General features: G+C 63.0%; 10 protein-coding genes. All 10 read left to right on the top strand.

Annotation, left to right across the window (positions count from 1 at the left end; translation table 11 throughout):
• On the top strand, nucleotides 1-777 hold the full coding sequence (locus tag AOG28_RS13080) for a TorD/DmsD family molecular chaperone (protein ID WP_082388778.1): 777 nt from the start codon (nucleotides 1-3) through the stop codon (nucleotides 775-777).
• Nucleotides 778-862: 85 nt separating this feature from the next.
• Entirely contained in the window at nucleotides 863-1090 is a 228-nt protein-coding gene (locus AOG28_RS13085; RefSeq protein ID WP_054556716.1) for a hypothetical protein, read from the top strand.
• 214 nt (nucleotides 1091-1304) lie between these two features.
• Nucleotides 1305-4151, top strand: a complete 2847-nt coding sequence (locus AOG28_RS13090; RefSeq protein WP_082388779.1) for a molybdopterin-dependent oxidoreductase — start codon at nucleotides 1305-1307, stop codon at nucleotides 4149-4151.
• Between the two features lie 130 nt (nucleotides 4152-4281).
• The gene (fdh3B, locus tag AOG28_RS13095) at nucleotides 4282-4941 is read left to right on the top strand and encodes a formate dehydrogenase FDH3 subunit beta (protein WP_043333544.1); all 660 of its coding nucleotides are present in this window, start codon (nucleotides 4282-4284) and stop codon (nucleotides 4939-4941) included.
• Between the two features lie 9 nt (nucleotides 4942-4950).
• Entirely contained in the window at nucleotides 4951-5997 is a 1047-nt protein-coding gene (locus AOG28_RS13100) for a formate dehydrogenase subunit gamma (RefSeq protein WP_082388780.1), read from the top strand.
• Nucleotides 5998-6265: 268 nt separating this feature from the next.
• Complete coding sequence (locus AOG28_RS13105; protein WP_054556717.1) at nucleotides 6266-6610, top strand: DUF1244 domain-containing protein; 345 nt, start codon at nucleotides 6266-6268, stop codon at nucleotides 6608-6610.
• 2 nt (nucleotides 6611-6612) lie between these two features.
• The gene (gene moaB, locus AOG28_RS13110) at nucleotides 6613-7143 is read left to right on the top strand and encodes a molybdenum cofactor biosynthesis protein B (protein WP_054556718.1); all 531 of its coding nucleotides are present in this window, start codon (nucleotides 6613-6615) and stop codon (nucleotides 7141-7143) included.
• The gene (locus AOG28_RS13115; protein ID WP_235507029.1) at nucleotides 7133-8452 is read left to right on the top strand and encodes a molybdopterin molybdotransferase MoeA; all 1320 of its coding nucleotides are present in this window, start codon (nucleotides 7133-7135) and stop codon (nucleotides 8450-8452) included. Before moaB ends, AOG28_RS13115 begins: the two co-directional genes overlap by 11 nt.
• Nucleotides 8453-8681: 229 nt before the next feature.
• Entirely contained in the window at nucleotides 8682-9488 is an 807-nt protein-coding gene (locus AOG28_RS13120) for a carbonic anhydrase (RefSeq protein ID WP_082388781.1), read from the top strand.
• A gap of 492 nt (nucleotides 9489-9980) precedes the next feature.
• A partial coding sequence (locus AOG28_RS18260) for an Ig-like domain-containing protein (RefSeq protein WP_152965416.1) occupies nucleotides 9981-11665 on the top strand: 1685 nt, incomplete at its 3' end.

Here is an 11665-nt window from a genome sequence, read left to right on the forward strand (position 1 = left end):
ATGACATCACCCACGTCGACTCCCGACGACTTTGCAGCAGGTGGGACTGACGATCGTGCACCTGACACCACTGCGGCCGACTCTCTGATAAGCCATAGTGAAGAACAGCAGGCATTGCGCGCCGACCTCTACCGGCTGCTGGCGCGGCTGTTGCGCGCGGCACCGGATGCGGAACTGATCGACTTTCTGGCCGAACTCGACCATGACGCCATCAGCCTGCCCGGGGCCGCCGAGCAGCAACTGCCGCGCGCGCTGGCGTCGCTGTCATTGGCCGCCCGCGTCAGCGACTCGCGCCGTCTGGAAGACGACTTCTTCCAGAGCCTGGTAGGCGTGGTGCAGGGCGAGGTAGTGCCCTACGCCAGCTGGTACCTCACCGGCTCGCTGATGGAGATGCCGCTGGTCGCCCTGCGCCAGGACCTGAAACGCCTCGGCTTCGAACGCCAGAGTGACGTGCATGAGCCCGAGGATCACCTCGGCGCACTGTGCGAAGTGATGGCCATGCTGATCGATGAGGTGCCCGGCGAGCAGGTCAATTTCTTCCGCCGCCATGTGGCCAGCTGGGGCGAGCGCTGCTGCGCTGACCTCGCGGGACGCGAGAGCCCCTTCTATGCCGCCGTTGGCTACCTGGGGCAGGCCTTCCTGCGGGCAGAGCGCCTGAACCTCGGCGACTCGATCCCGCTGCATGCGGCGACCGAAAACAACTCTGGCGAGCAGGTGACGGCCGAGGCCGTCCAGCTCGTCACGCCAGCCAGTGTGGCGCCCGACGCAAGACACTGATGTCACGCATGACGTGAAGCAACATTCGAGACTGCAACGCTAACCTTCTCGCATCACCCAGCAGCATTGCCGACAGGAGATCAGCATGAAGACTGATGACGCAAAAGACAGCCATAACCAGGCGCGCCAGGGGCGCCGCAAATTCCTGCGCGTACTGGGCGCCAGCACCGTAGGGGTTGCCGCAGCAGGGTCATTGGCCGGTGCCGTGATTCCGGACCAGGCCACGCCAGAGGCTCCCGTCAAGGACAAGGGCACTGACAATTATCGCGAGAGTGATCACGTCAAGGCTTTCTACGCCACGCTGCGTGACTGAACGCTAGACAGACAGTGCCCTGAGCCTGCGCCATGCGCGCGGCCAGCGGCCTGAACAACGGGCAGCGCGGAGAGGTTTCCGCCCGCCATCGACAGTGACAAGTCGGCACGGATCAGGACTGCCCCTGATCTGAAAGACCGCCGCTCCCGACATTGCCCCCTGACCCGCTCACGCGGCCCGGGCAATGATTCGGGTGACGAGGAGAGATGATGTCATGCGACTGACCCCCACCCCCTCTGCCAAAGAGACCTCAGGACTCGGTATCAACCGCCGCCAGTTCCTGAAACGCAGCGGTGTCGCCACCGGCGGCCTTGCCGCCGCGAGCTTCATGGCCGCCCCGATGATGAAACGCGCCGAAGCCAAGACCGAAGTGTCTGATGCGCCGGTCGAGACGAAGCGCACCATCTGCTCACACTGCTCCGTGGGCTGCGGCGTCTATGCCGAGGTCCAGGAAGGTGTCTGGACCAAGCAGGAACCCGCCTTCGATCACCCCTTCAACCGTGGCGCGCATTGCGCCAAGGGCGCATCGCTGCGTGAGCATGGTCACTCTGACCGTCGCCTCAAGTACCCGATGAAGCTCGAAGGTGGCAAGTGGAAGAAGCTCTCCTGGGAGCAGGCCATCGAGGAAGTCGGCGACAAGGTGCTCGAGCTCACCAAGGAGCACGGCCCCGATAGCATCTACTGGCTGGGTTCGGCCAAGTTCAGCAATGAACAGGCCTACCTGATGCGCAAGTTCGCGGCCCTGTTCGGCACCAACAACGTCGATCACCAGGCGCGTATCTGTCACTCCACCACGGTGGCTGGGGTCGCGAATACCTGGGGCTACGGGGCGATGACCAACTCCTTCAACGACATGCACAACTGTCGTTCGATCCTGTTCATCGGTTCCAACCCGTCCGAAGCGCACCCGGTGGCCATGCAGCACATCCTGCTGGCCAAGGAGCGCTCCAACGCCGAGATCATCGTCGTCGACCCGCGCTTCACGCGGACCGCCGCCAAGGCCAACAAGTACGTGCGCCTGCGTCCGGGCACCGATGTCGCCTACATCTGGGGCCTGCTGTGGCACATCTTCGAGAACGGCTGGGAAGATGAGGCCTACATCCAGCAGCGTGTCTACGGCATGGATGAAGTGCGTGCCGAAGTCGCCAAGTTCCCGCCGGCGGAAGTCGAGCGCATCACCGGCGTAGCCGAGGCCGACATGCTCGACGTCGCGCGCCGGCTATCCCAGAACCGTCCGGGCAGCGTCGTGTGGTGCATGGGCGGCACCCAGCACACCACCGGCAACAACAACACCCGCGCCTACTGCATCCTGGAACTGGCGCTGGGCAACATCGGCAAGTCCGGTGGCGGCGCCAACATCTTCCGTGGCCACGACAACGTCCAGGGCGCCACGGATCTGGGCCTGATGTCCCACTCCCTGCCGGGCTACTACGGCCTCTCAGAAGGCGCGTGGAAGCACTGGTCCAAGGTCTGGAACGTCGACTTCGAGTGGATCCAGAACCGCTACGACCAGACCGAATATCACGACGGCAAGCCGATGCACACCAACGGCATCACCGTCTCGCGCTGGGTCGATGGCGTGCTCGAGAACCCGGACCGCATCTCCCAGCGCACCGCGCTCAAGGCGATGTTCTACTGGGGCCATGCCGTCAACTCCCAGACCCGCGGGCCGGAGATGAAGAAGGCGATGGCCAAGCTGGACATGATGGTGGTGGTCGACCCCTATCCGACCATCGCCGCCGTCATGCACGACCGTACCGACGGCGTCTACCTGCTGCCGGCCGCGACCCAGTTCGAGACCACCGGCAGCGTGACCAACTCTAGCCGCTCCCTGCAGTGGCGCGATCAGGTCATCGAGCCGATGTTCGAGTCCAAGCCTGACCACGAGATCATGTACCTGCTGTCTCGCAAGCTGGGCTTCGCCGACGAGCTGTTCCGCAACATCAAGGTCGAGGGCAGCGTGCCTGTCGTCGAGGACATCACGCGCGAGTTCAATGCCGGCATGTGGACGGTGGGTTACACCGCCCAGAGCCCTGAGCGCCTGAAGGCTCACCAGCAGAACTGGCACACCTTCGACTTCGAGACGCTCAAGGCCCGTGGCGGCCCGGCCAACGGCGACTTCTACGGTCTGCCGTGGCCGTGCTGGGGCACGCCGGAGATGGGTCACCCGGGCTCGCCCATCCTGTATGACACCTCCAAGACGGTGGCCGAGGGTGGCGGCAACTTCCGCGCGCGTTATGGCGTGGAGCACAACGGCACCAACATCCTCGCGGAAGGCTCCTGGTCCAAGGGCGCCGAGATCGAGGATGGCTATCCTGAATTCACCGACAAGCTGCTCAAGCAGCTGGGCTGGTGGGATGACCTGACGGCCGAGGAAAAGCAGGCGGCGGAAGGCAAGAACTGGAAGACCGATCTCTCTGGCGGCATCCAGCGCGTCTGCATCAAGCATGGCTGCATGCCGTATGGCAACGCCAAGGCGCGTGCCCTGGTGTGGACCTTCCCGGACCCGATCCCCAAGCACCGCGAGCCGCTGTATACCGCGCGTCGCGACCTGGTGAAGGACTACCCGACCTGGCCGGATTCCGAGTCCATCTATCGCCTGCCAACGCTCTACGCCTCCATCCAGGAGAAGGACGTCAGCGCCAAGTACCCGATCACCCTGACCTCGGGCCGCCTGGTGGAATACGAAGGGGGTGGCGAAGAGACCCGCTCCATTCCGTGGCTGGCCGAGCTGCAGCAGGAGATGTTTGTCGAGATCAATCCGGCACTGGCCAATGATCAGGGCATCAAGGACGGCGACATGGTATGGGTCGAGGGTGCCGAGGGCGGCCGCGTCAAGGTGATGGCGATGGTCACCGAGCGTGTCGGCCCGGATGTCGTCTTCATGCCCTTCCACTTCGGTGGGCATTACGAGGGCGAATCCCTCGAGTCCCGCTATCCGGAAGGCACCGTGCCCTATGTACTCGGTGAATCGGCCAATACCGCGACCACCTACGGCTACGACCCCGTGACCCTGATGCAGGAAACCAAGGTCACCTTGTGCCGCGTCAGCCTCGCCTGACTCGAGTGACGGCCGCGTCCGAGTGACGCGGCCCGGACGCAGCGCAAGACACGATCGGACGTATCCGTTACCAGAATCATCCGGCCTGTTGACCGAGGAACCCGGCGACAGGCCGTGAAGGAGAAGCACCATGGCCCAGATGAAATTTTTGTGTGATGCAGAGCGCTGCATCGAGTGCAATGGCTGCGTGACAGCCTGCAAGAACGCCAACGAGACCGAGTGGGGCGTTCAGCGTCGCCGCGTGGTGACCCTGGACGACGGCAAGCCGAGCGAAGTCTCCATCTCTGTGGCGTGCATGCATTGCGATGACGCGCCGTGCATGGCGGTCTGCCCCACCGACTGCTTCTACAAGACCGATGACGGCATCGTCCTGCACGACAAGGACATCTGCATCGGCTGCGGCTACTGCCTGTACGCCTGCCCGTTCGGCGCCCCGCAGTTCCCGCAGCAAGGCGCCTTCGGCGAGCGCGGCAAGATGGACAAGTGCACCTTCTGCGCCGGCGGCCCGGCCGAGAGCCCGGAAGAAGAGTTCGAGAAGTACGGTGCCAACCGCATCAGCGAAGGCAAGCTGCCGCTGTGCGCCGAGATGTGCTCCACCAAGGCCCTGCTGGCCGGCGATGCCGAGACCGTCTCCGACATCTTCCGTCAGCGTGTGGTCTACCGTGGCCATGAAGACGGCGCCTGGTCGCCGGTCGACAAGGCCAGCCACCCGGAGACATCTGCCAACCTGACCACCAGCAGCGTTCAGCAGGCGGACCACCTGGCCTACGACGCAGCCCGCAAGGGGTAAGGAGGCGACATGCGCGCGCACTTTACAGCTTCACGGTTGACCGTGGTCGCCATGTTCCTGTGCCTGATGCTGGCCAGTCTCTGGCTGGCTCCTCAGGCACTGGCCGCGAACCCTGACGGCGAGATCGGTCAGGCGGTCGGCACGGTGGACGCCGATACCTGGCGGCAGGTCAAGGATGGGGGCAACTCCATCGACAGCCGGCATGACTCCAACTACAGCCTGATCAACCAGAGCGGCGAGACCTGGCGTCAGATCCGCAATCGCTGGATCTCACCGGGTGGCTTGATCGCACTGGGTGGCATGCTGGCCGTGCTGGTGATCTTCTACCTGCTGGTGGGACGCAACAATCTGGACCATCCGCGCAGCGGCAAGCTGATGCTGCGCTGGACGGCGCTGGAGCGTGCCATGCACTGGACGCTGGCGACGCTGTTCCTGACACTGGCCATCACCGGCATCAATCTGCTGTGGGGCAAGTTCGTGTTCCGCAATGTGTTCGGGGATGTGTTCTGGGCCAACATGATCATGGCGACCAAGGTGATCCACAACTATGTGGGCCCCTTGTTCTCGATCATGCTGATTCTGGTGCTGGCCAAGTGGCTGAAGCTCAACCTTCCCAAAAAGCATGACCTTGACTGGTTCCGTCAGGGTGGCGGCATGATGAAGGGCAAGCATCCGGACGCTGGCTTCGCCAATGGCGGGGAAAAGGCCTGGTACTGGATTCTGGCGACGGTCGGCCTGGTGGTGATTACCAGCGGGCTGGTGCTGGACTTCCCGATCTTCGGCCAGACGCGTGACAACATGCAGTGGGCCAATGTCTTCCACGGCATCGCCTCGCTGATGCTGATCGCGGTGTCCTTCGGCCACATCTATATCGGCACCGCCGGTACCGAGGGCGCCTTCGAGGGCATGAAGACCGGTTACGTCGATGAGACCTGGGCCAAGCAGCACCACAATCTGTGGTACGACGAGGTCAAGCAGGCCGAAGCGGCAGACCCGGCAGCAGACCCCGCCACGGCACCTGACGATAGCCTGGCACGTCAGCAACGTCCGAATTAGCGCGGCGTCAGACATCCGCTGGATGAGTGAAGATACGCCCGGTCAGGTTCGCCTGCCGGGCGTTTTCGCTTGCCAGCACAGACGCTGCCACCCACTGGCGTTCCACCGGCCAATCCGTCTGCCAAACCACAGACCAAACCACAGGCGTGCAGCGCTGGTTCACAGCTCTGCATTAGTTGCGTAAAGTTTCAGATATCCCGCCTGGGCCCACCAGGCACCCCGACAGCATGAAGGCCGGCGCTTAGCTGCGCCTTCTCAGGAGAATTCGATGAGCGACCCGACCCCTCAAGCCGTACAAGACCTGAGCCAACTGGACGAACAGACCCGCACCGAACTGGAAGCGGCCGCCTTCCGTCGTCTGCTCAAGCATCTGGATGACAACAAGGATGTCCAGAACATCGATCTGATGATCCTGGCCGACTTCTGCCGCAACTGCCTGTCCAAGTGGCTGATGGCCGCTGGCGAGGAGCGCGGCGTGAGCTTCGATTACGACGCGGCGCGCGAGCATGTCTACGGCATGCCCTATTCCGAGTGGAAGACACATCACCAGGCCAAGGCGACCCCTGAGCAGCTGGCAGCGCTCGAGGCACGTCAACAAGGCAAGAAGGACTGATCATGAGCGGCAATGACGAACAGATCGGCCTTACCATCGCGGTATTGACCGTCTCGGATACACGCACCGCAGAGAATGACCGCTCCGGCGACGCCCTGGTCGACAACCTGACGGCGGCTGGCCACAGCCTGCATGAAAAGCGCATCGTGCCCGATGACGTCTATCAACTGCGCGCCGTGGTCAGCGAATGGATCGCGGACCCGGCCGTGCAGGTCATCCTGACGACGGGCGGCACAGGCTTCACCGGGCGTGATTCCACGCCGGAAGCCATTCGCGTGCTGCTCGACAAGGAAATCCAGGGCTTCGGCGAACTCTTCCGTCAGCTTTCACACCAGGAGGTCGGCAGCTCGACGATCCAGAGCCGCTGTCTGGGCGGGCTGGCCAACCGTACCGTGGTGTTCTGCCTGCCCGGCTCCACCGGCGCCTGCAAGACGGCCTGGAACGGCATCCTCAAGGAGCAGCTCGACAGCCGTCATCGCCCCTGCAACTTCGCCAACCTGGTGATTCCGGAGCGCGGAACCCATGCCCACTGACGCCAGTAAAGACCCGCATTCCCAGCCGTCGCCTTCCGCGGCGGCAGAGTGTGGCTGCGACGCTATGCCTGTCGGTGCCAAGGGGCTGGCGCCTCTGGCCAGTGCACTCGCAGCGCTACGTGACAGCTGTCCGCTGATGCCAGCCGAGCGCGTGGCAGTCAGTGACGCTGCCGGGCGCGTGCTCGCCGAGGACGTGCATGCCGAGCTTGACGTACCGCCTGCCGACAACTCCCAGATGGATGGCTACTGCGCCCGCGTGGCGGACATCGGTGACGGTGCCTGGCTGCCGATCAGTCAGCGTATCGCGGCAGGCCAGCCTGCCACGCCGCTGGCCATGGCGAGTTGTGCGCGCCTGTTCACCGGAGCGGAAATTCCCGACGGCGCCGACGTGGTGGTCATGCAGGAAGAGGTGACACTGCGTGAAGGCGAAGATGGCGCCACCCTGGCCTGGCTGCCCGGGCCTCGCACCCGCGGAGACAACATTCGCGTTCAGGGCCGAGATGTCAGCAAGGGCAATCGATTGCTCGCGGCGGGCACACGACTGGACGCTGCCGCGCTGGGCCTGCTGTGTGGCCAGGGGGCAAGTCACGTGATGGTGCGCCGCAAGGTACGAGTGGCCTTGTTCGCGACCGGCGATGAGCTGATCGAACCCGGCCAGCCGCTCAAGCCCGGCCAGATCTACAATTCCAATCGCGTGATGCTCAGCCAGATGCTCAGCGACTTCGGGGCTGAGGTGGTGCTGGCACCGCTCAATGTGGCCGATACCTTCGAGGCCACCCGTGACGCTCTCGCTTCGGCGGCGCAACAGGCTGATCTGATCGTCACCTGCGGTGGGGTCAGCGTCGGCGAGGAAGACCACGTCCGCCCCGCCATCGAAGCGCTCGGCAGCCTGGATCTGTGGCGCCTGGCCATCAAACCGGGCAAACCACTGGCGCTGGGGCGCATCAACAGCCCCCGGGGTGACGCGGTGCGTGTCGTGGGCCTGCCGGGCAATCCGGTCTCCAGCTGGGTCGGTGGCTGGTTGTTCCTTCGTCCGTTACTGGGCGAGATGACCGACTGCGCTGCATTGCGCGAGCTGAAACGTCTCACGGTACGCGCGGCCTTCTCAGCCCGCACCGCCATCCGTCAGGACCATCTGCGCGTCACCTTGGCGCCCGGCAGTGATGGGAAGCTTGAGGCACATGCCTTCCCGGACCAGAACTCGGCGGTACTCTCCTCCTGTGCCGGTGCTCAGGCATTGGCAGTGATTCCGCCCCACGCACAGCTCAACCACGGCGACAGCGTGGAATGCCTGTGGCTCGAGCGCTGACACCTCCCCCTCCCTGTTTTCACAACTGTCTTTACAACTGTCGTGACTACTGACGCGATAACTGTCACGACAACTGACGCTGGAATGCGACACCCTAGTGACACTCCAGCGTCATCTTGACCTCGCCCCTGAGTCCGGCACACTGGCTGCCTTCATTCATCTGAGTTCTGACTGCCTACGGCGGCTCAGGACACTGATCGGTTACGGACTCTTGAGCAAGGACAACTCAATGCCAGCCTCTTCCTCGTCGCCCCGCGCGCTGTTACGCCCACTTGCCATGGCTGTGCTGCTTGCCACCACGTCGTCATCCTTGCCGGCGCTCGCCGATGACATTGCCACGTCGCCTGCGCCGGGCACGTCGGTCACTGAATGGAGCTATGCGAGTGAATCCGCGGATGACACCAACGCCAGAGCCAACGGCCCCGAGCATTGGGGAGAGCTCACCCCGGGCTATGCAGAGTGCGCGGCCGGCAGCCAGCAGTCGCCGATCGATATCGACAGCCAGTCACGCACGCTGAATGAAGCGGGCCCGAAACTCGACTACCACTCGCCGCTGCTCGTCACGCGCGATACGGGCCACACCCTGCAGATCGAAGGGGCCAGCGGCAATACCATGACGCTGGATGGCACCCAGTACACCCTGTCGCAGGTGCACCTGCATGTGCCGTCAGAGCACGCCATCGACGGCAAGCGTGCCGCCATGGAAATCCATCTGGTGCACAGCACGCCGGAAGGCAAGTTGGCCGTGCTGGCCGTGCTGGTCGAGGAAGGGCATGACAACCTGGCCCTCAGCCGCCTGTTGAGCCGCCTCCCCCAGCGCGGTCTCTCCGAGACCCTGACAAGCGGCCTGTCTGCCAACCTGCTGCTGCCACGCGAACATGCTGGCTGGCAGTACTCCGGCTCGCTTACCACCCCGCCATGCTCTGAGCCCGTCACCTGGTTTGTCATGCAGACGCCGATCGAAGCCTCCCAAGCACAGATCGACGCCTACCATGAATGGCAAGGCGGAGAGAATGCCCGCCCCCTTCAGCGCTGATTGATACAAGGCGCGCCACGGACGACAAAGGCGCCACCCTCACGGGTGGCGCCTTTTTTATTCTCGAAAACATATTTCATGCGTTTAAACAACGTATGTCACACCTCGACAGCCAACAGTTTATAAGCATACATTAAATTAAGATCATTTTTTGCCGCTAAATTAACCAGTTAGCACTACTTGACCTTTAGCCTCATAGCTGATTAGAAAAATCATACTCAGCGCATGATCCGAACACCTCTCCCAGGCGTTATTGAATTTGACACTCAACTCCCCGATCTCCTTTAGAACAAGGGCTCAAGGAGGTGTCGACATAGTGAGCAGTGAAACTAAAGGTTCGAAAGAAAATCAATACTCCAATAAACTATATATCAACGACATCAGATTGATGTCTGGGTACCAGAAAAATGATCCAGGTCATAATAACGTGTTGATTATTGAGAATTAATAGAAAGTCGCGAATGCACAAGAAGTGCCATTGAGGATAACGATATGCCGGTAACTGCCAGGGTCGCTCCCCACGGTCAGCTCGCGGAACAGGAAACGGTCCTGCGTGAAGTCGATACCATTGCCCTCAATAGATCATCGGATGTCAGTCTGGATCTCCATCCTCGCGATATCGAGGTAATGACCCGCCAAGGAGACAACCTGCTTGTCACCCTCGAAAACGGGGAACTGATCACGGTCGAAAACTTCTACGCAGACCCCACCGAGCTCAGCCACCTGTATCTGCAAGGCGATGAGTTCGCCGGTGAGCTCTTTCAGGTGGGTCTGGGTGAAGCTGGCGCAGGGGGCGCTGTGCCCTTCACCAGTACCGCGACCTTGACGACGGCAGAGACGGCACTCACTACCGCAGCAGCAGGTGCGGGCACTGCGGGTGCAGAAGCCGCAACGGGCGCAGGTGCGGGTGCCGGGGCTGGCATCAGCACCGCTGGCCTCGTGGCAGGCGGCGTGGCCGTGGCCGCCGGTGTCGGCGTGGCCGCTGCCACTGGCGATGACAGCTCCTCCTCGGATGAGGATACGACAGCGCCTGAGGCGCCGGTCCTCGACGAGACCAATGGCAACATTCTCACCGGCAGTAGTGAGCCCGGCGCCACTATCGAGGTTACCAATGCCGCCGGCGACAGCGTGGGAAGCGCCGTTGCCGATGCCGATGGCAACTTCTCGGTCGAGCTGTCTCCCGTGCAGGCAGCCGGTACCGAACTGACCGCCACCGCGACCGATGCCGCCGGCAACGTGAGCGAAGCCTCCACCGCGGTCACCGTGCCGCAGGATGCTGACATCACGGCACCCAACACCCCGACCATCGCCGCCGCGACGGATGATGTGGAAGCCATCACTGGTGCGTTAGAGGATGGCGACAGCACCAATGACACCACGCCGACCCTGGGCGGAACTGCTGAAGTCGGCAGCACCGTCACTGTCTCGCTCGATGGTGAAGTGATCGGCACCACCACCGCCGACAACAACGGTGCCTGGAGCTTCACTCCAAACACCGAGCTTGGCGATGGCGAGCATGTCTTCAGCGTCACCGCGACCGATGCCGCCGGTAACGAAAGTGCCCCGTCTGGCGAGTTCACCTTGAGCATTGATACCGAGGCACCCGTTGTGCCGGCCTTGAACGACTCCGATGGCACCACGGCATCCGGTACGGCCGAAGCCGGTAGCGACATCGAGATCACCAACAGCAATGGCGATAGCGTCGGCACTGGGATTGCGGAAGACGATGGCACCTTCTCCATCGAACTTGATCCGTCCCAGCAGGATGGCGAGGCGCTGACGGCCACCGCTACGGATTCTGCCGGGAACATCAGCAGCAGCTCTACGCCAGCGACTGTGGATACAAGCACCGACTCCACCGCGCCGAACACGCCGACCATCACTTCCGCGACCGACGACGTAGCAGCCGATACCGGTGCCCTCGCCTCCGGCGACAGCACCAATGACGCGACGCCGACGCTGACCGGCAGCGCCGAAGCCAACAGCACCGTCACCATCACCCACAACGGTGAAGTCGTTGATACGGTCGTGGCAGATGCCAATGGCACCTGGAGCTATACCCCGAGCACTGATCTCACCGAGGGTGAGCATGTCTTCAGCGTCACGGCTACCGATGCCGCCGGCAACGAGAGTGCAGCCTCTGGCGAGTTCACGCTCACCGTCGACACCGCCGCGCC

Origin of the sequence: Cobetia sp. UCD-24C, from assembly GCF_001306765.1 — a bacterium.
In the GTDB taxonomy this organism is placed as follows: Bacteria; Pseudomonadota; Gammaproteobacteria; order Pseudomonadales; family Halomonadaceae; genus Cobetia; species Cobetia amphilecti.

What these genes read in the sequence shown, in the direction of transcription:
- AOG28_RS13120 (WP_082388781.1), top strand. Translation starts at nt 8,682, where the DNA reads ATGCCAGCCTCTTCCTCGTCGCCCCGCGCGCTGTTACGCCCACTTGCC.
- AOG28_RS13080 (WP_082388778.1), top strand. Translation starts at nt 1, where the DNA reads ATGACATCACCCACGTCGACTCCCGACGACTTTGCAGCAGGTGGGACT.
- fdh3B (WP_043333544.1), top strand. Translation starts at nt 4,282, where the DNA reads ATGGCCCAGATGAAATTTTTGTGTGATGCAGAGCGCTGCATCGAGTGC.
- moaB (WP_054556718.1), top strand. Translation starts at nt 6,613, where the DNA reads ATGAGCGGCAATGACGAACAGATCGGCCTTACCATCGCGGTATTGACC.
- AOG28_RS13090 (WP_082388779.1), top strand. Translation starts at nt 1,305, where the DNA reads ATGCGACTGACCCCCACCCCCTCTGCCAAAGAGACCTCAGGACTCGGT.
- AOG28_RS13100 (WP_082388780.1), top strand. Translation starts at nt 4,951, where the DNA reads ATGCGCGCGCACTTTACAGCTTCACGGTTGACCGTGGTCGCCATGTTC.
- AOG28_RS13115 (WP_235507029.1), top strand. Translation starts at nt 7,133, where the DNA reads ATGCCCACTGACGCCAGTAAAGACCCGCATTCCCAGCCGTCGCCTTCC.
- AOG28_RS13105 (WP_054556717.1), top strand. Translation starts at nt 6,266, where the DNA reads ATGAGCGACCCGACCCCTCAAGCCGTACAAGACCTGAGCCAACTGGAC.
- AOG28_RS13085 (WP_054556716.1), top strand. Translation starts at nt 863, where the DNA reads ATGAAGACTGATGACGCAAAAGACAGCCATAACCAGGCGCGCCAGGGG.